The sequence below is a fragment of the Pseudovibrio sp. WM33 genome, from assembly GCF_001623165.1.
Classification (GTDB): Bacteria; Pseudomonadota; Alphaproteobacteria; order Rhizobiales; family Stappiaceae; genus Pseudovibrio.
In genome coordinates this window covers 77,824-96,247 of record NZ_LMCK01000019.1, presented here as the reverse complement: position 1 = coordinate 96,247, position 18,424 = coordinate 77,824, and the positions used below count along the sequence as shown (strand labels likewise).

Annotated in this window: 17 protein-coding genes and 2 tRNA genes; 10 read left to right on the top strand and 9 right to left on the bottom strand. The window is 50.4% G+C overall.

What is annotated here, in order from left to right:
- Window positions 1–81 precede the first annotated feature (81 nt).
- Window positions 82–720: a nucleotide exchange factor GrpE gene (gene grpE / locus PsWM33_RS05380; RefSeq protein WP_063299490.1), complete on the top strand. Its 639-nt coding sequence runs from the start codon at window positions 82–84 to the stop codon at window positions 718–720.
- A gap of 272 nt (window positions 721–992) precedes the next feature.
- Window positions 993–1,631 (top strand): trimeric intracellular cation channel family protein, encoded by a 639-nt coding sequence (locus PsWM33_RS05375; protein ID WP_063299475.1) that lies wholly within the window; start codon window positions 993–995, stop codon window positions 1,629–1,631.
- Window positions 1,632–1,640: 9 nt separating this feature from the next.
- Here the strand turns inward: PsWM33_RS05375 and PsWM33_RS05370 are convergent, their stop codons facing one another.
- The 6 genes from PsWM33_RS05370 to PsWM33_RS05345 form a co-directional block, all read right to left on the bottom strand.
- Window positions 1,641–2,603 (bottom strand): ornithine cyclodeaminase family protein, encoded by a 963-nt coding sequence (locus tag PsWM33_RS05370; protein ID WP_063299474.1) that lies wholly within the window; start codon window positions 2,601–2,603, stop codon window positions 1,641–1,643.
- Window positions 2,604–2,646: 43 nt separating this feature from the next.
- On the bottom strand, window positions 2,647–2,877 hold the full coding sequence (locus PsWM33_RS05365) for a LapA family protein (protein WP_057462714.1): 231 nt from the start codon (window positions 2,875–2,877) through the stop codon (window positions 2,647–2,649).
- A gap of 135 nt (window positions 2,878–3,012) precedes the next feature.
- Window positions 3,013–3,315, bottom strand: a complete 303-nt coding sequence (locus PsWM33_RS05360; RefSeq protein ID WP_057462715.1) for an integration host factor subunit beta — start codon at window positions 3,313–3,315, stop codon at window positions 3,013–3,015.
- Complete coding sequence (gene sppA, locus PsWM33_RS05355; protein WP_057462716.1) at window positions 3,308–4,315, bottom strand: signal peptide peptidase SppA; 1,008 nt, start codon at window positions 4,313–4,315, stop codon at window positions 3,308–3,310. The genes PsWM33_RS05360 and sppA overlap by 8 nt, the downstream gene beginning before the upstream one ends.
- A 222-nt stretch (window positions 4,316–4,537) precedes the next feature.
- Window positions 4,538–4,849 (bottom strand): chorismate mutase, encoded by a 312-nt coding sequence (locus tag PsWM33_RS05350; protein ID WP_063286507.1) that lies wholly within the window; start codon window positions 4,847–4,849, stop codon window positions 4,538–4,540.
- Between the two features lie 868 nt (window positions 4,850–5,717).
- Window positions 5,718–6,422 (bottom strand): SDR family oxidoreductase, encoded by a 705-nt coding sequence (locus PsWM33_RS05345; protein WP_063299473.1) that lies wholly within the window; start codon window positions 6,420–6,422, stop codon window positions 5,718–5,720.
- Window positions 6,423–6,867: 445 nt separating this feature from the next.
- Here PsWM33_RS05345 and PsWM33_RS05340 point away from each other — a divergent pair, with 445 nt between their 5' ends.
- Window positions 6,868–8,070, top strand: a complete 1,203-nt coding sequence (locus tag PsWM33_RS05340) for a GNAT family N-acetyltransferase (protein WP_208994405.1) — start codon at window positions 6,868–6,870, stop codon at window positions 8,068–8,070.
- A gap of 162 nt (window positions 8,071–8,232) precedes the next feature.
- Here PsWM33_RS05340 and rpsA read toward each other — a convergent pair whose 3' ends face one another.
- The 3 genes from rpsA to aroA all read right to left on the bottom strand — a co-directional run bounded on the left by rpsA (window position 8,233) and on the right by aroA (window position 12,113).
- A complete protein-coding gene (gene rpsA / locus PsWM33_RS05335; protein WP_063286510.1) occupies window positions 8,233–9,930 on the bottom strand; it encodes a 30S ribosomal protein S1 in 1,698 nt (565 codons plus the stop codon).
- A 195-nt stretch (window positions 9,931–10,125) separates the two neighbouring features.
- Window positions 10,126–10,761, bottom strand: a complete 636-nt coding sequence (gene cmk / locus PsWM33_RS05330; protein WP_063299471.1) for a (d)CMP kinase — start codon at window positions 10,759–10,761, stop codon at window positions 10,126–10,128.
- Window positions 10,758–12,113 carry a 3-phosphoshikimate 1-carboxyvinyltransferase gene (aroA, locus tag PsWM33_RS05325; RefSeq protein ID WP_063299489.1) on the bottom strand — a complete coding sequence of 452 codons (1,356 nt, stop codon included), beginning with the start codon at window positions 12,111–12,113 and terminating at the stop codon, window positions 10,758–10,760. Before aroA ends, cmk begins: the two co-directional genes overlap by 4 nt.
- A 205-nt stretch (window positions 12,114–12,318) precedes the next feature.
- Here aroA and PsWM33_RS05320 point away from each other — a divergent pair, with 205 nt between their 5' ends.
- From PsWM33_RS05320 to PsWM33_RS05285, 7 genes are all read left to right on the top strand, one after another.
- Entirely contained in the window at window positions 12,319–12,696 is a 378-nt protein-coding gene (locus PsWM33_RS05320; protein ID WP_063299470.1) for a TIGR02300 family protein, read from the top strand.
- 132 nt (window positions 12,697–12,828) lie between these two features.
- Window positions 12,829–12,904, top strand: a tRNA-Ala gene (locus PsWM33_RS05315).
- Window positions 12,905–13,008: 104 nt separating this feature from the next.
- A tRNA-Ala gene (locus PsWM33_RS05310) sits at window positions 13,009–13,084 on the top strand.
- Between the two features lie 259 nt (window positions 13,085–13,343).
- On the top strand, window positions 13,344–14,759 hold the full coding sequence (locus PsWM33_RS05305) for a cryptochrome/photolyase family protein (RefSeq protein WP_063299469.1): 1,416 nt from the start codon (window positions 13,344–13,346) through the stop codon (window positions 14,757–14,759).
- A gap of 121 nt (window positions 14,760–14,880) precedes the next feature.
- Window positions 14,881–15,369, top strand: a complete 489-nt coding sequence (locus PsWM33_RS05300; RefSeq protein ID WP_063299468.1) for a fasciclin domain-containing protein — start codon at window positions 14,881–14,883, stop codon at window positions 15,367–15,369.
- Between the two features lie 685 nt (window positions 15,370–16,054).
- Entirely contained in the window at window positions 16,055–17,362 is a 1,308-nt protein-coding gene (locus PsWM33_RS05290; protein ID WP_063299466.1) for an extracellular solute-binding protein, read from the top strand.
- Between the two features lie 177 nt (window positions 17,363–17,539).
- Window positions 17,540–18,421 (top strand): ABC transporter permease subunit, encoded by an 882-nt coding sequence (locus PsWM33_RS05285; protein WP_057462725.1) that lies wholly within the window; start codon window positions 17,540–17,542, stop codon window positions 18,419–18,421.
- Window positions 18,422–18,424: the final 3 nt, after the last annotated feature.

The window sequence follows — 18,424 nt, the reverse complement described above, 5'->3', positions numbered from 1 at the left end:
TTTTGCGCGGGCGCCTTAGGGCAGCCCTTGCAGTGCTTTGCTCCATGGTAAAAAGAGCAAGTTTTAAGAGACGGGATGACGATGAGCGATCAAAATAAAACTCCGCAGGCAGAAGAGCAGGTAAATCCGGAAGCTGTGGTTGACGAAACTGCGAATGGAGCCGAGCAGGCAGAAGTTGATGCGGAAGTAGATCCAATCGAGGCGCTGAGAGAAGAAAATGCTGCCCTGAAGGACCGCGCTTTGCGCACCATGGCAGAAATGGAAAACCTGCGCCGTCGGACTGAAAAAGAAGTCAAAGACGCCAAAGCCTACGCAGTCGCAGGCTTCGCGCGTGACATGCTGGTGGTCAATGACAACCTTGGCCGTGCAATCGATGCATTGCCAGATGACGCACGTGAAAACGACGAAAACCTGAAGGCACTGGTTGAAGGCGTTGAAATGGTAGAGCGCGAAATGCTCAACCACTTGGAAAAGCACGGTGTGAAGCGTCTTTCACCTGAAGGCGATAAGTTCAACCCGCATTTCCATCAGGCGATGTTTGAAGTGCCGAACACAGAAGTTCCAAACAACACTGTGGTTCAAGTTGTTCAGGCTGGCTACGTCATCGGCGAGCGCGTCCTGCGCCCTGCAATGGTTGGCGTGTCTAAAGGCGGCCCAAAAATCGCTCCAGTTGCCGACAAAACAGCAGAGCCAGGCTCCACAATCGACAAAGAAGCCTAAAAACAAAAGCCCTCACACAAATGAGGGCTTCTCAAAAGAATTCCAAAACGGAGACCAGCATTTGGTCTCCGTTTTTTGTTGCGGTTATGCCCGTAGCTCTGCAAGAAACGCAGGGCTGAGTTGAACTTCTCGGCGCTGTCCCCAAGCGCTTCACAGGATCTAAGGCTATTTAAATCTCACAAATGAAGTAGTGTAGTTCTCCGGTTGATTTTTTAAGATGGCTGTCTAATACCAGCAGACTTGAATTCAACGACTTTGCGGGCATGACGTAGATGCATTCTGAGATCTGGCAGTACCTGGACTTTTTTGGCGTGGCCGTATTCGCCGTGACTGGTGGGCTGGTCGCTGCACGTCTGCGTCAGGATTTTATCGCTTTTCTGTTCTTTTGCTCTTTGACAGGTATCGGTGGCGGCACCCTGCGGGACACCCTGCTTGATGTGCCGGTCTTCTGGATCGAAGACGAGAGCTACCTCTATGTCTGTGTGGCCGTCTCAATTGCCATGTGGTTCATCGCTCATAAGGTCGAAGCATGGGGCCGCCCGTTGCGTTGGCTCGATGCGATTGGTGTCGCGTCCTATTCGGTAATGGGCGCTGCAAAAGCGATTTCACTGGGTGATACTGCCGCGGTTGCTGTCCTCATGGGCGTTGCTACGGCGACATTTGGAGGAATTCTGCGCGATATCATTGCTGGTCAGCCATCTGCACTGCTGCAAAGAGAGATCTACCTTGCTGCTGCGCTTGCTGGTGCGATCACGTACACCTCTACGCTCATGGCAACGGGAGAAAGCAACTTCGCTGCTGCTTTGGGCTTTGCTGCAGCGATGATTTTACGTGGTGGTGCAATCGCAAGAGACTGGTATCTACCAAGCTATACGCCCCCAAAGAAGAACGATATGGATGAGTTGGACTAAGTCCCTCGGCTAAACGCGCAGATAAACGTGTCCGGCAACGGCAAGATCAGCCAGAGCAGTGCCCGTTGACTTAAACAGCGTGATTTGCTCGTAAAAGCGCCGTCCTGCCCGATCCCCCTGACACAACTCCGCCAGATCAGAAGCAATGTCCTGCAGGCTCAAAACGCCATCCGCAAGGGGCTCTTTGAGGTCCCCCGTGGTTGTTGGTGTGTTGTCATAGCTGTCCAGAAACAGCCGCGCCTGCGAGATAACCGTATCATCGCATTCACGCTGATCAGCATGCATGGAGCCAACCAGATCCAGATGCGTGCCTTCTTGTAGCCATTCCCCTTGAATAATTGGCGTGTTCGCACTCGTCGCACAGCACACAATATCTGCGCCTCTGACAGCGCCACCCAGATCCGTTGTCGCTGAAACCTTAAAAGGTTGCCCCTGCATATGCTCCACCAATTGCTGAGCAGCAGCAGGGCTTCGGTTCCAGACCAGAACCTCCTTGATGGGGCGAACAGAAGCATGCGCATCAATCAGATAAGGTGCAAGGTTTCCAGCGCCCACCATGAGCAAGCGGGAAGAGTCTTCGCGCGAAAGATACGAGGAGGCCAGCGCCGATGTTGCAGCTGTGCGCCAGTTGACGAGCGCTTTGCCATCCAGAAGCGCAAGCGGCGTCCCCGTTTTGCCAGACTGCAAAAGATACACACCAGCAACAGCCGGTGCGTCATGCTCCAGTGATGTGGGAAGACAACTCTCCAGACGCGTGCCAATAAAACCGCGCTCAACAGTGTCTTGAGCGGCGAAGTCATGCCATGCAGAGGAGATGGTGAGAGAGCCGTCATCAAGGCCGGTTGGACGTGCAATTCTTTGTGTGTGCGGGGAAGGGGCCACCACACCAACACGAAATGCACGTCTCAGCGTCTCAAGAAGATCGCGAAAGCTCATCACCCCCTCAATGTCCTGAGCTGTGATGATCCGCATTCGCAATCCCCGTGTTAAACGTCAGGGCAGAGTAATAAAGCGGTTAGGCTGCTTTTTTATGGTCTGGTGATGGCAGACCGGGTGCAATGTCACCCTGTGCCACCTTACGCAGTGAATCCGCTTCATGTTTCAGTTGGTTCGCTTCGCGTCGTTGAACACGAGCCTCTTTACGAAACCGTCCTTGTCGCATCCAGGTCGCCACTCCGCCAAGCATCACGCCCAGTCCAACAGCGCCAAACAGCAACCAGAAAACCGGGATGTTGAACGTCAACATCGGATCCTCTGGGTTAAAGGGGTTAAGCGAAATCAGCGTGGAATGCCGGTTCGCAACCGCAAGGACAACAAGTAGAGCTGCTATAGGTATAAGCAGCAAATTCCGAAGGAAACGAGCCAATGTATTACTCCAGGATCAGTCGTCTTCGCCGTGATCCGTACCGTCGTTCAGTCGTTCGCGCATTTCTTTGCCGGTTTTGAAGAACGGAACGAACTTTTCGCCAACTTCAACTTTTTGGCCAGTTCTTGGATTGCGTCCAACGCGTGCCGGGCGGTTCTTCACTGAGAACGCACCAAAGCCACGCAGCTCGACGCGGTCACCGCGCATCAGCGCTTCAGTAACTTCATCAAGAATGGCGTTTACGATATTCTCTACATCGCGTTGATAGAGATGCGGATTACGCTCCGCAATAGTCTGTACTAATTCCGATTTAATCATGCTTTGCCCCCCCAAGTGCTGAGACTGTTGCCGCATCCGGAGCCTGCCAAACAGACACGAGACCGTCAAGCGGTAGGCTTGAATCTACGACACTTTTTGCTGTTTTGAGAAGTGAGATGACCAAATTCTGGTTCTCACTACCCAAAAAGCCTAATAAATTTGCAGGGAACGGGAGTGACCGCTCGTCTGATTCTGGTTTCCAGTCGATTATTTCCAAATCACTGGAAAGTCCTTTTTCGTCAATAAGCCACTGATGCGCGGCCTGCTCGCCACCAATCTCATCGATCAGTTCAAGGTCTTTTGCCTGGTGTCCGGTGTAAACCTGACCGTTCGCCAGCTGAAGTGCACGCTCTTTAGAAAGGCCTCTGCGTTCTGCAACAAGTCCAACGAACCACATATAGGTATCGTCAATCAGTTCCTGCAAAGTTTCCTTCACTTCAGGCGTGGCTGGCTCATAAAAGTTTGGCTCAGCTTTCAATGGTGCGCTTTTAATCGCATCCATTTCAACGCCAATCTTCTCGAGCAACCCTTTTGCATTGCCATACTGGAAGAGAACACCGATAGATCCGGTCAAAGAGGTGTATTGAGCAACAAGGTGATCACTGGCAATTGCGGAAAGATAAGCAGCCGAAGCGCCAAGCGTCGTGATGGACGCTGTCAAAGGCTTCTTCTCAGCAATCTTGCGCAGCGCATTGTAAAGTGCTTCACCACCGGAAGTGGTGCCACCGGGAGAATTAATGGAGACGATGACACCTTGCACGGTGTCATCTTTTGCGATTGCTTCAAGCATCTCCAACTGGCGGCGATCATAGGTGATCGGTCCGTTGATTTCGATGCGAGCAATATGCTTTTCAGAACGGGCAAGCTCACCAAGGCCAGTTGCCTCAGCGCCTCCCCACAACAGTAAAGCTGCAAGTGCTAAAAAACTAACGACGCGCCAGAACGAAACTTTACGTCTCAGGCGTCTGCGATCAATAAGAACGTCACTGTCTAGACTCATGGGGTCTTCCCGGTCAAACTCATTTAAGCGACTATAGGGAAACAATACCTAAGCTTTTGAATAAGCCAAGTGTTCTTTCTCTGCAGACGGTAAAAACACGACCATAAATTAAGCTTTGTCCCTGCCAAACGGTTAATTTGGGGAAGTAGGCTCTTAATTCTCCGAAAATTTCTGGTTGTAATGCTAGTCGACTAAGATGCCAGAGAAAATGGCGATACTATGTTATTTTGCGTTTTCCTCTGCTTCCATAAGGTCTTCTTCGTGCGCAATCGCACTTTCCATCAGTGCGCGCCACATGGTCTCATAGGTCTGCGCATTCAGGCCATGCGCACGGGCATGGGCTTTTACGTTGCTGGCAACTTCCTCAACCCGGCTTTCAATGCGGGCAGACAGGCCAATTGGTTTTTTGATTTCAGCGGCGCGTGTGATGTAAGTCCAGCGCTCTGCAAACAGGGAAATCAGCTCGGAATCCAGACGATCAATTTCTGCGCGGATCTGAGTCATATCGTGACATTCGCTAGCAGAGTTCTTCATTAGTTTTTTGCTGCCTATCGGATTGAATGACGTGGCTGGGGAGTGCCACCTTTTGAAATGTCATACCCGAAATAAATGCATGGTCGCAACTAGCATATGTTTATCGCATAAAAAATCCGTTCCGTTCATCAGGAGGTGGGGGGGAGCTGAGAACGGAACGGGATCTGTATGGCCATGGGGCCAGTTGGACTTTTCGTCTTTTTTGGGCCACTGTTTTATCGATTGCTCTGAAAACCGACAGGTTCAGTGATCTTAATTCTTGACGCGAGAACTAGGGGCATAGTTCACCGCGCGCTGTTGGAAACCCAAAGCCGATTGCTGCAAGGACGGCGTAAAACGGGTTTCCAGTTAGCCCTGCGGTTTCGGGCGGACCGCTAGGGCATTCCGAAGTCTTGAAGCTGCCGGACCTTATTTTTGTTATTGGCCTCAACGATGTTTCAAGACAAACAGCACAGTGGAGTTTGAGAGAATGGGATACTCTCTTGCTCGCCATGTAAAGTAATATACAGATGTTACTTGAAGATAAATAGAAATCAGAAATAGAAAATTTCAAAAAACGACTCTATCTTAGGTGGTGTATAGCAAATTAAAAGTTGTTATCAAAACTTATCATCAATTTACTATTGCTTATCTATTATGTTTATTTTGATTAAAGTAAATTAATATTTACATTAATTAAAATTGAGCACATGTAAATGCTCCATATCACACAATTTGCTTTGTTTCTTTCTGGTGAGGAGGAGTTGTGGCGTTAAAAAAGGGGCGTTTCCGCCCCTTTCTGATCGTACAGGTTTAAGATCTCTCCGATTAATCGAGAGAGAAGGGCATCCCGCAAATTGCGACAGATGCCTTCGCAAAATTGTCTAGCCTAAATTGAGCGCGTAATTCCGCCATCAATGCGGATATTTTGTCCGGTCATGTAGCTGGAGGTGTCTCCGGCAAGGAAAGCAATCAGATCAGCCACTTCCTGTGAGGTGCCATAACGTCCCATTGGAATACGACCCCGGCGCTCTTCCTTCTCTGGCAAGCTGTCAATAAAGCCCGGCAGCACGTTGTTCATGCGAATATTTGAGGGAGCGTACTTGTCTGCGAACAACTTGGTAAAAGCAGCAAGGCCAGCTCTGAACACGCCGGAAGTCGGGAAAAGCTCCTCAGGTTCAAATAAGGCATAGGTGGAAATATTGACGAAGCTGCCTTTGCCCTGAGCTTCCATGATTGGGGTAACGATGCGGGTGATACGCACCACGTTCATGAGATAGAAGTCCATCCCTCTCGCCCAATCTTCATCGGTGAGCTCAAGGACTGGCCCTTTAGGCCCATGGCCAGCACTGCTGACAACCGTATCAATACGGCCCCATTTTTCCATCGCAACATCAACAAGACGCTGGAGGTCCGCAGTTTCAAGGTTGGAGCCAGTCACACCGACACCACCAAGTTCCTCAGCCAGCTTCTCGCCTTTGCCAGAGGAAGAGAGGATGGCGACCTTATAGCCGTCCTCTGCCAGCTTACGTGCAGCAGCAGCACCCATACCACTGCCACCAGCAACAATCAGCGCAACTTTCAAATCACTCATGAAACCCTCCTAAATTAAATCAGGACTATTCCATTTTCTGCTGGGCAATAAATCAAGTGACGATTTGTCATCACCCTGAGAGAAACCATGCTGAGGAGACAATATTTCTAGAACTGAGGTCCCTGACAGAAATGTGAGAAATTCAAATGCTCAGATTTCTATAAAATACTTCTACTTTTAACTGGTTGAAAATAACTATGTATAAAAATCGGGTGTTAGAGCGTGTTCTGTTTGATTGGATTCAATCAAACGATCAGAATTCGCTTCACCGAAGATATTAGAGCATGGTGTGTGAATGCGAATGAACGCGACGTGCTCTAGGGCGAGAGCCACGAGATTCAGTAATTTAAAGCATATCGCCGAAAAGTAGACGTCGATTTTCGGACAAAGATACGCAAACTGCTTTAGTTAAAGTCATTTTATGCATCGATAAGGGAGAAGTTTGTTGCAGGCAGATGTTATCACATCAAACGAGCTCGCCTCTGTGCAGCAGAGCTCTGCAACAAAAGCACTTCAAAACCCGTCTGTGCGCGTGTTGCAGTCCGCTGTTGAGGTAGCTGAACTCCAGCAGCAATGGCACCAGCTGGAGCAGGCCTCCAAAGGCAATCCGGTCTTTCAAAGCTATGCCTGGACCATCGCGATGCTTGAAAATCCTGCATCGGTCCAATCAGCCAAAATCTTCGCTGTCTACGACCAGCAAAGCCTGATCGCGGTTCTGCCGCTCCGCATCGAAAAGCAAAAGTCCCTGAAAGCGCTGACTGGTTTAGGAGAGCCTTTTCAGCAGTACTCAGAGATGCTGCTGACTCCCGGCTATAACCCTGCTGCCGTATTGGATTACCTGAAGCCACACCTTCAAAAGGCTAGTGCAGATGTCATCCACCTCCGCCAGATCAGAGAGGGCGGTGCACTCTATGAGTACGCCAGCACTCATTTTACCGAGGTCGGAGAGGCTGATGGCGCTCCATGGCTGGATCTGAACCAGTGGAATAGCTTTGAGGACTATCTGAAGTCCATCTCCGCCCGCTCCCGCAAAACCATCCGCAACCAACGCAATCGTCTCCACAAGTCAGCAGGCCTTTCGCACCGCGTGATCCGGCAGGAAGACCCGGAACTCGAAACCATGCTTCTACGCACTCTAAACGGGCGAGAGAACTGGGTCGAAGCCATGGGTTACTCATCGCGCGCTCTGGAAGGCGATGGCTTGCAGAACGTCCTTCTCTCATTAAGCAAGGGCACGGCCAAAGGCTGTGAACTCATCGCTTTCGAGCTGAAGCATGGTGATTTGCCAATCTCTACCGAATGGGGTTTTCTGTTCGAAGGCTGCTATTCCGCTTACATGGCTGATTGGAATCCGGACTACGAACAATCCAGTCCCGGTAAACTTCACCAGATGGACGTCATCGAGGCGTGTTTTGCGCTTGGGATCGATAAAGTCGATTTTCTAAAACCAGCCTCGCGCTACAAGATGACATGGACCTCACAGGTCGCCAGTGTCTTTGATGCCGTCAGCCCGCTTTCCTTCAAAGGACAGCTCTATGCCAGCCTCTGGCTCAAGAACCTGCGCCCTTTAGCAAAGCGCATCGTACTCGCAATGCCAAAAGGTCCGAGAGCATTCCTGATGAGCTCCCTGAAGAAGATCAGGGGCTAACTCTCCCGAGAGGCAGAACTCCCTGAAACAGGACGCACCCAAGCTCTTTTCAGACATAAGCGCGTAAAAGAATACGAAACAACGCAAATGAACGCACTCATCAACGCAACAAAAAAGCCCGCTCATTTGAGCGGGCTTTCTCGCAAAATCTATTGCTAGATCTTATTCGTCGTCATTCTGCTTCTTCATAGCTGCAGCGAGGATGTCGCCGAGAGAAGAGGAAGCGTCAGAAGAACCGTACTGTGCAACCGCTTCTTTTTCTTCAGCGATTTCAAGTGCTTTGATGGATACACCAACGCGGCGGGTCTTCTTGTCGAACTGAGTGATACGAGCTTCGATCACATCGCCAACGTTGAAGCGGGTAGGATCCTGCTCACCACGTTCACGGGACAAGTCAGCGCGACGGATGAATGCAGAGAGGTCGCCGTCTACGAGTTTAACGTCGAGACCACCGTCTTTGATTTCAGTCACTTCACACTTAACAATTGCGCCCTTACGAACAACATCGCCAGCGGATTCAAACGGATCAGCGTCGAGCTGTTTGATGCCGAGAGAGATACGCTCTTTCTCAACGTCAACGTCAAGAACGACTGCTTTAACAACGTCGCCCTTCTTGTACTCTTCGATGACCTGCTCGCCCGGACGGTTCCAGTCCAGATCGGACAGGTGAACCATGCCGTCAACATCGCCTTCAAGACCGATGAACAGACCGAATTCGGTCTTGTTCTTAACTTCACCTTCTACGGTGGCGTTAAGTGGGTACTGCTGTGCGAATGCATCCCATGGGTTCTGCAGAGTCTGCTTGAGGCCCAGGGAGATACGGCGTTTGGAAGCGTCCACTTCAAGGATAACCACTTCAACTTCCTGGGAAGTAGAAACGATTTTGCCTGGGTGTACGTTCTTTTTGGTCCAGGACATTTCGGAGACGTGGATCAGGCCTTCGATGCCTGGCTCCAGTTCTACGAATGCACCGTAGTCGGTGATGTTGGTAACACGACCGGAGAACTTGGAATCCAGTGGGTATTTGGCTTCGATGCCATCCCATGGATCGGTTTCCAGCTGCTTCATGCCGAGGCTGATGCGGTGTGTTTCCTGGTTCACACGAACGATCTGCACCTTCACGGTCTGACCGATTGTCAGAACTTCGCTTGGGTGGTTGATACGACGCCATGCAATGTCGGTAACGTGCAGGAGGCCATCGATGCCACCAAGGTCAACGAATGCACCGTAGTCAGTGATGTTCTTAACAACACCCTCAACGGTCTGACCTTCTTCCAGGCTCTGAACGAGTTCAGAACGCTGTTCAGCGCGTGTTTCTTCCAGAACAGTACGACGGGACACAACGATGTTACCACGGCGCTTGTCCATTTTCAGGATCTGGAAAGGCTGTGGAGTGTGCATCAGAGGAGTAACGTCGCGTACTGGACGGATGTCTACCTGAGAGCGTGGCAGGAATGCTACTGCGCCGTCCAGATCAACGGTGAAGCCACCTTTAACCTGGTTGAAGATCTGACCAGTAACTTTTTCACCAGCTTCGAAAGCAACTTCAAGGCGAACCCAGCTTTCTTCGCGGCGTGCTTTGTCGCGGGACAGAACAGCTTCACCCATCGCGTTTTCAACGCGCTCAAGGTAAACTTCTACTTCATCGCCAACGGCCATTTCGCCGTCACGGCCTTTAGCGCCGAATTCCTTCATAGGAACGCGACCTTCAACCTTAAGACCTACGTCGATGACTGCGAGGTCTTTTTCGATAGCAACAACGATGCCTTTTACAACGGTGCCTTCAAAAAGGTCGGAAGTCGCAAAGGATTCTTCCAACAGAGCTGCAAAATCTTCAGCAGCAAAGTTCTGATTTTCCATAAAATCTCCTGGTGCCATAAGAATGGCGCTCGCCGACGGGTTTGTGTTAACACTAAAGGACAAGGGCTCCCGGTTTTCAACTCGCGTTGAAAAACAACCACTTACAAGTAAGTGGGCCGGCGAAAGCGGTCACACTTGTCCAAATTCGGTATCGTAACAGCCATTTGATATAACAAACGCGAACTCCGAAAGCTGTTATGAAACAGCTGAATTCCGGGCGCGTTCGACGATATCCACAGCCGCACGAAATGCGGAGTCTATATCCATTTCTGTCGTATCAAGCAAGTGTGCATTTTCAGCGGGTTTTAATGGAGAGTCTTTTCTGGTGCTATCGCGCTCATCGCGACGCTCCAGATCAACCAGGATTTCATTAAAATCTGCTGGAATTCCCTTGCCGTTCAACTCGTCTGTCCGGCGCTTTGCACGGGCGGCTGGAGAAGCGGTAATGAAAAGTTTTGCGGTCGCGTTCGGGCACACAACAGTCCCGATATCACGGCCATCCAAGACTGCACCCGGCTCTTGCTTAGCAAACGCACGCTGAAGGCTCACCAGTTCCTCGCGCAGGCCAGAAAGAACTGCAATGCGAGAGGCCGCCTCACCAATTTCGTGGGAAGAGAGCTGATTGCGATCCAGATTACCCAGATCAAGGTTCTGGGCTACAGAGATTGCAACGTTTTCATCACCAAGTGGCAGGCCGCGCGCGAGCAGCGCAGCGGCGACAGCGCGATACGTCAAACCAGTATCCAGATGGCGGAGTCCAAAATGCGCAGCGAGCTGGCGTGCGAGCGTTCCCTTGCCAGATGCCGCTGGTCCATCCAGAGCAATAATCATGCAGCTTCCTCATTTTTATTTTCAAGCTTGCCACCCAGCTCACCAAACATGGAGAGGAAGGTCGGGAAGCTTGTCGCGATTGGCGCTGCATCATCGACCTGAACCGGCTTGTGTGCAGCGAGCCCCAAAATAAGGAAGCTCATTGCGATCCGGTGATCCAGATGTGTTGTAACAGTGCCACCGCCAATATTGTTTGCCCCACCAGTAACAGTCAGACTGTCCTGTTTTTCAACGCACGGAATACCGTTTGCTTCCAGACCACGCGCAACAGCAGCCAGGCGGTCTGACTCTTTTACGCGCAGTTCTTCAAGACCAAACATGACGGTGTCACCTTGAGCAAAAGCAGCAGCTACGGACAGAATTGGATATTCATCGATCATAGAAGGTGCCCGGTCCGCTGGAACCGTAATACCCTTTAATCGCGAATACTTGGCGCGAATGTCGCCAATCTTTTCTCCGCCGCTTTCCCGTTCATTCGAGATGGTAATGTCAGCGCCCATTTCAAGCAGACTAGTAATAAGTCCAATGCGATGCTCATTCAAAAGCACACCTTCAACGGTGATATCAGAACCCGGTGTGATCAGGGCAGCAACAATCGGGAAGGCAGCTGAAGACGGGTCACCTGGAACCGTAATATCCTGAGGCTGCAGCTTCGGTTGGCCTTGCAGCGTGATGATACGCTCACCGCTCTCGTTCACTTCAACCTTCAGGTCTGCGCCAAAACCAACCAGCATTTTCTCTGTATGATCACGTGTCGCAACAGGTTCGATAACAGTTGTTGTACCAGCGGTATTCAAACCAGCCAGCAACACAGCGGATTTCACTTGCGCAGATGCCATTGGCACGCGGTAAGTGATTGGAATTGGTGTATCACTGCCGCGGATAGAGGCTGGTAGACGGTCGCCGTTACGCGCAACAACCTGAACACCCATCTCACGCAACGGGTTAAGGACGCGGCCCATTGGGCGTCCAGACAACGAGGCATCGCCAGTCATGGTGACGGCAATCGGGTGGCTCGCAAAAATACCCATTGCCAGACGTACGCCTGTACCCGCGTTTCCAAAGTCAATTGGAGCTTCCGGCTCAAGCAGGCTACCCAGTCCAACACCCTCAACCGTCCATGTGTCATCTTCCTGACGAACACACTTGGCACCAACCGCATTCATTGCATTTGCTGTGCCAATCACATCTTCTGATTCGAGAAGGCCAGAGATGGTGGTTTTGCCAAGCGCCAGCGCGCCAAACATCAGAGAACGATGGGAGATAGACTTGTCACCTGGAACTTTGATCTGACCATTGAGCGGAGAGCCGCTGTGAGCGGTCACAATTTGCGGTGACGAATTATGGGACATGTTCATTTCCGGGGTTGCGAGACTGAAAAAACTAGTTCCTCCTAGCACGGAAGAAAAAGACAGTCACCCTAGGGCGCATTGAACTATTGCGAAATTTCGGCAGTGAATGTACGACTTCGGGTAGATTTCTAAGATTTATCTTTGACATGATGGCCAACCTGAGGCTAAGGGGGCCGTCAACGAGATACAAACAAAGGTGAGAACCGTGGCAAGACCGGAACTCGGAACCAAGCGCCTGTGCGCGGCGTGTGGCGCTAAATACTACGATTTGAAACGTGACCCGATCATCTGTCCTAAGTGCGGCGACATGTTTGATCTGGGCATGACAGCAAAAACAGCCAAGGCTGTAAAAGCTGTTCAGAAAGAAGAAGCTAAGGAAGCATTGGTCAAAGACGATGCAGAACTGGTTTCTCTGGAAGAAGCAGACGCTGAAGCATCTGGTGAAGACATTCCTGAGCTGGAAGATGAAAATATCAGCGATGACATCAGTGGTGATGACTCCGATGTATTCTTGGACGATGAAGATGACGAAGACTCTTCCGTACCAGGCATCGTTGTGGCTCGCGACGACGACGAAGTCTAAAATTTCCACAGTTTGTGAAACTGCAGGCTGTTAAGAGAGTATTCTCTTGAAATGTGGGGGCGGCCCATCTATGTTCCGCCTCCATCGGCACCCGAACTTCATTGAAGTTTCAGTGCCTAAGGAAGAAATGATGGGGCCTTAGCTCAGCTGGGAGAGCGCTTCGCTGGCAGCGAAGAGGTCAGGAGTTCGATCCTCCTAGGCTCCACCAAAGACATTTTGCAAAAAGTGTCTGGCATTTTGAGAGAAATGTATACCTTCCTTAAAGACTACGCAGCAGGGCAATCCAAGCCCGTTTTAAATGCTGCATGGTATGGGGCCTTAGCTCAGCTGGGAGAGCGCTTCGCTGGCAGCGAAGAGGTCAGGAGTTCGATCCTCCTAGGCTCCACCAAAAACATTTTTGCCAAAAAACGGCTAAGAACGTCTGGTTCTTACTCAAAAACCCCAACAATGTTTCCAGATTATACCTGATCGTCCTCTCAGCATCTTTGTGCTGTCTTTACGTGGCTTTGGAAGGTGTTTGATAAACAACGCCAGTCTCGCGCTAGTGACGCTTTGCGCACTATGAGAATTGAAGTTCTATCGCCATTGATACGCAAGGAAATTGCTATACATCTGCCGTAACTGTTTATTTTGAGCAGAGGCTGTCGATGACTGCACCCGTTGTTATCCATTGGTTCCGTCAAGATCTTCGTTTGAGCGATAATCCTGCCCTGACTGCAGCTTGCGAGGCGGGCGCGGTTATTCCACTCTACATCCTGAATGACGGTGAAAAAGGCGCGCGCGAACATGGCAGGGCGGCGCAGAACTGGCTGCACCATTCTTTAAAAGCTCTCAATAAAAGCTTGAAGGGGCAGCTTTTGATAATGCGGGGTGACCCGGCTGTGGTCATCAAAAACCTTCTTCAGGAGACAGGAGGGACGGGTGTCTTCTGGAACAGATGCTATGAACCATGGCGCATTGAGCATGATGCCCATTTGAAGTCAGAGCTGGAAGAAGCCGGCATAACTGCAAAAAGCTTCAACGGCTTGCTCCTGTGGGAACCATGGCAGGTGTCGAAGCCAGATGGCGACCCTTATAAGGTCTTCACCCCGTTTTATCGCAAGGGCTGTCTGCAGGCTTCCGAGCCACGTAAGCCCTTGCCTGTTCCTAAGCCAATGCAACTGCATCAAGTGACTGCCAATGGCGCTCTGTCTGTTGATGAGCTGAAACTGATCGACAACCGTCCATGGTCAGCGCAAGTAAGCAGTTGTTGGAGGCACGGAGAGCAAGCGGCGCAAAACAGGCTTTATGCGTTTCTCGACAACGGTATCTCCAATTACAAAGAAGGGCGAAACTTCCCCGCTCTCACGCACACTTCGCGACTTTCTCCGCACCTGCACTTTGGTGAGATTTCGCCCAACCAAATCTGGTCGGCGCTCAACATGCACGAAGAGACACGCGACATTGATCATTTCCGGAGTGAGTTGGGCTGGCGCGAATTCTCTTACTCCCTGTTGTTCCATAACCCAACGCTTCCTCAAATCAATCTCAACACCAAATTCGACAGCTTTCCATGGGTTTCTGATGATCAACGTTTGCTGGCTTGGCAAAAGGGCCAAACGGGCATCCCGATTGTCGATGCAGGCATGCGCGAGCTTTGGCAAACTGGTTATATGCATAACCGCCTGCGGATGGTCGTTGGCTCGTTCCTTGTAAAGAATCTGCTGCTGGATTGGCGCTCAGGCGAAGCATGGTTTTGGGATTGCCTGGTGGATGCAGACCTCGCCAACAACTGTGCAAGCTGGCAATGGATTGCTGGCTGTGGAGCTGATGCAGCCCCATATTTCCGTATCTTCAATCCCGTCCTACAGGGCGAGAAGTTTGATGGTCACGGTGATTACACCCGTCGCTTTCTCCCGGAGCTCAAAGAACTGCCGGACAAATACCTCTACAAACCCTGGGAAGCTCCTAAAGACATCTTGAAAGATGCAGGCGTTGTGCTGGGTAAAACGTATCCGTTGCCAATCGTTGATCTCAAAAAATCACGAGATGAAGCGCTGCGTGCTTTTGAGGAAACAAAATAAAATTCAGATCAGAGTGATCTGCCTTCAATTCCGGTCAGTAAAAGAACTTGTGCGCGGCAGGATGTCGCAGCCAAGTCTAATGTAATTCCCTGATTTACATCTCTGGGGAGTGGAGGGTTCTATGCGTTTATCTATGATTTCTTTTGTAAGCTCGCTTGTTCTTGCTGGATCAGTAAGTGCTAATGCAGGAACTATTGTAGAAGTAGCTCAAGGGGCAGGGCAGTTTAACACCCTTATCGCTGCAGCTCAGGCCGCTGGTTTGGACGGCGCATTAGCGAACGGTGAAAACCTGACAGTCTTTGCTCCGACCGATGAAGCATTTGCTGCTCTTCCGGACGGAACAGTAGAAATGTTGCTGAAGCCTGAGAACAAGGATCAGTTGATCGCGGTCCTGAGCTACCATGTCCTGCCACGAAAGCTCGCGTCCACTGACCTTCCAGGCCGGACAATTCATGTGAAGACAATCAAGGGCTCTGGAGACAAGACACTTTCAGTCTCAAAAACATCGTCAGGTGTAACAGTCGACAAAGCGAACGTAATCAGCGCCGATATTCCTGCAGATAACGGAATTATCCATGTGGTCGATGCAGTATTGCTACCCTCCAACTAGTCTGGGGTATATCTTCAGTCTGAAGGAGTTCAACTTGGGGGCGTGAAGCGTCAGTTTCGCGCCCTCAGTGTTGTCAAAAACCGCGATTAGATGACTCTATTTGATTGAAACGAATACATTTCATCTTTTCGAGCATGCAAACTTTTGCATTAGAAGTTGCATTCGGTGAGTTGCACACAGTGCGCCTGTGGATAAGTTTGAGTGCCTTTTGCATTCGAAAAACTGCGCCTTAAAGCATTAAGACAGCTCATCCGCAGAAACGTGCAAGGCGCAAAAATAGATTTTATTCGCCGTCTAGGTATTTCTCCTTTATATCAAGTGATTAGCCGACAAATCTTTGCATAATGCTCAACATTCGAAATCTTTCGTATCGAATTTTTTCGAAATAAAACTTCCAATTTTAGACACTTCAATCATGCTGAACGGCAGAAAATATTGCATAAAAAACAGTCGCCTTGGATCGGTTTCGCTTTTCCGAAACATGACAATCTCATGATAATTATGAAAAAAAACGAAGATCCAATTGCAATTCATCGAAACTTCAAGAAACTGTCATCCTAGTGTGAAACACCTAAGTGATATCGCTGGTGAGGCGTAGGGGATGGATCGTCACTGCGATGGATCAGGTGTTAACTCCGCTTCGCATGTTAGATTTTTTCAACTTTCCCAATGGGGGGCAACAAAAATGACTCTTCGTAAAGCAACTGGTGTCGCAACCTTTGCAGCACTCGCAATGTCTTCAACAGCATCTTTCGCTGCGACAGAAATCAACTGGTGGCACGCAATGGGCGGCCGTCTGGGTGAAGTTGTCAACGAAATCTCCACCAAATACAATGCGTCTCAGGACGCGTGTCAGCTGACCCCAGTCTATAAAGGTAACTACGAAGAAACCTTGACTGCTGGTATTGCGGCATTCCGTGCTGGCGAACAGCCAAACATTCTTCAGGTATTTGATGCAGGTTCCGCTACCATCATCGGTGCAAAGGGCGCAGTTGTTCCAGCTGAAGACCTTCTGAAAGACGCTGGTGTTGAATTCAACATCGAAGATTACATTGCTGGTGTTCGTTACTTCTACGCTGACGCAGCTGGCAAAATGATCGGCATGCCGTTCAACTCCTCTACCCCAATCCTCTACTACAACGTAGAAGCACTGGCGAAAGCAGGCGTTGAAGCTCCTAATACTTGGGAAGAGTTCGAAGCGATCGCTCCTAAGCTGAAGGCAGCTGGCTATATTCCTTTGGCACAGTCACACCTGCCATGGATCTTCACCGAAAACTTCATGTCCCGCCACAACCTGCCATTCGCAACCAACAACAACGGTTACGACGGCGCGAAAGGCACTAAGATCCTCGTGAACAACGATGCGATCAAAATGCACTTCACAAAGGTTAAAGGCTGGCTCGACGCTGAGCTGTTCGGTTACTACGGCACTGGCTGGGGTGACAACCAGAAGGTATTCCAGGACGGTTCCGCTGCAATGTGGCTGGGTTCTTCAGGTTCCTTCGGTGGCCTGACAAAATCCACAGACTTCAAATTCTCCGCAACCTACCTGCCTCATTGGGCTTCTGTTAGCGAAACAGGCACCAACACCTTCATCGGTGGCGCTGCACTCTTCGCAATGTCCGGCAAGCCAAAAGCAGAAAACGACTGTGTTGCGAACTTCTACTCCTTCCTGACTTCCGCAGAAATGCAGTACTATTGGCACCAGGAAACTGGTTACGTGCCAATCACCAACGCTGCATATGAGCTGGCAACTAAGGATGGGTACTACGACCGCGTACCTGCAGCTGAAATCGGCATCAAGCAGCTGACACTGCCAGGTGGAGACAACACCAAAGGTTACCGCATGGGCTTCTACGTTCAGGTGCGTGACGTGATGAACCGTGAATACGGTAAAATCTTCTCCGGTGACAAATCCGTAGACGACGCATTCCAGACCATCGAAGACGAAGCTAACAAGCTTCTGGCTCGCTTTGCTAAGACGTCTAACTAAGACTTAGCATTGAGACTTTCGCTAAGACCGGAGACGCTTTTAAGTGTCTCCGGTCTCAGGTTGTTTTGGAAATAGAATGTTCCCATGCGTCAAAGAGCGCCGTGAGCTTTTCTGAACAAGCGGTCAGGCTTGCTAAGCAACCGGCCACCACAACGAAAACAGCGACCAGGCCAGTCCATGAAACGAGTTCAATTCTCACATCCATTGATGCCATACATGCTGCTGCTTCCGCAGCTGGCAATTGTTGGCGTCTTCTTTCTGTGGCCAGCCGCAGAAGCAATCAGGGCGTCTTTCTATCTTGAAGACCCGTTTGGCTTCGGCTCCACCTTTGTTGGCCTAGACAACTTTAAAGATGTTGTTTCCGCGAGCGAGTACAGCAGAACTGCATGGTTCACGTTGATCTTCTCAGCTGCGGTGACATTCTTTTCTCTCAGCATTGCTCTTTTGCTGGCAGTCAAAGCAGACAACGTTATCAAAGGTGCCTCCACATACCGCACTCTGCTCATGTGGGTTTATGCGATCGCCCCTCCCGTCGCAGGCCTTGTAGGCGTGATGCTGTTTGACCAGCACATTGGCCCACTCAACGATCTTGCCCACGCCCTCGGCTGGAACATGCAGATCGGTGTGAACTATTTTGATACTGCATTTGCTATGACCGTGATTGCGGTTTGGAAGCAAATTCCGATCAACTTCATCTTCTTCCTCTCTGGTCTCCAGAGTGTTCCAAAATCCGTTCAGGAAGCAGCTGCGGTTGATTGTAGATCTTCTTCACGTCGCTTCTGGACTGTGACTTTCCCACTGCTGGCTCCAACCAGCTTCTTCCTGCTGATCATCAACATCACTTACGCGCTCTTTGATACATTCGGTATTATCGATCTGGTGCTTAAGGGTGAGCCAGGCAACAACCCTGTAACGCTCGTTTATAAGGTGTTCCTTGATGGCTTCCGCGGAAACGACCTTGGTGGGTCCTCAGCACAGTCTGTGATCTTGATGATACTCGTGTTCGCTCTCACTGTGGTTCAATTCCGCATGATCGAACGTCGCGTGCACTACAGTTAAGGA

Coding starts and splice junctions, on each gene's coding strand:
- PsWM33_RS05285 (WP_057462725.1), top strand. CDS start 17,540: ATGAAACGAGTTCAATTCTCACATCCATTGATGCCATACATGCTGCTG.
- PsWM33_RS05305 (WP_063299469.1), top strand. CDS start 13,344: ATGACTGCACCCGTTGTTATCCATTGGTTCCGTCAAGATCTTCGTTTG.
- PsWM33_RS05360 (WP_057462715.1), bottom strand. CDS start 3,315: ATGATTAAATCGGAATTAGTACAGACTATTGCGGAGCGTAATCCGCAT.
- PsWM33_RS05300 (WP_063299468.1), top strand. CDS start 14,881: ATGCGTTTATCTATGATTTCTTTTGTAAGCTCGCTTGTTCTTGCTGGA.
- rpsA (WP_063286510.1), bottom strand. CDS start 9,930: ATGGAAAATCAGAACTTTGCTGCTGAAGATTTTGCAGCTCTGTTGGAA.
- cmk (WP_063299471.1), bottom strand. CDS start 10,761: ATGATTATTGCTCTGGATGGACCAGCGGCATCTGGCAAGGGAACGCTC.
- PsWM33_RS05375 (WP_063299475.1), top strand. CDS start 993: ATGCATTCTGAGATCTGGCAGTACCTGGACTTTTTTGGCGTGGCCGTA.
- PsWM33_RS05365 (WP_057462714.1), bottom strand. CDS start 2,877: ATGTTGACGTTCAACATCCCGGTTTTCTGGTTGCTGTTTGGCGCTGTT.
- PsWM33_RS05350 (WP_063286507.1), bottom strand. CDS start 4,849: ATGAAGAACTCTGCTAGCGAATGTCACGATATGACTCAGATCCGCGCA.
- PsWM33_RS05370 (WP_063299474.1), bottom strand. CDS start 2,603: ATGCGGATCATCACAGCTCAGGACATTGAGGGGGTGATGAGCTTTCGC.
- PsWM33_RS05345 (WP_063299473.1), bottom strand. CDS start 6,422: ATGAGTGATTTGAAAGTTGCGCTGATTGTTGCTGGTGGCAGTGGTATG.
- sppA (WP_057462716.1), bottom strand. CDS start 4,315: ATGAGTCTAGACAGTGACGTTCTTATTGATCGCAGACGCCTGAGACGT.
- aroA (WP_063299489.1), bottom strand. CDS start 12,113: ATGTCCCATAATTCGTCACCGCAAATTGTGACCGCTCACAGCGGCTCT.
- PsWM33_RS05290 (WP_063299466.1), top strand. CDS start 16,055: ATGACTCTTCGTAAAGCAACTGGTGTCGCAACCTTTGCAGCACTCGCA.
- grpE (WP_063299490.1), top strand. CDS start 82: ATGAGCGATCAAAATAAAACTCCGCAGGCAGAAGAGCAGGTAAATCCG.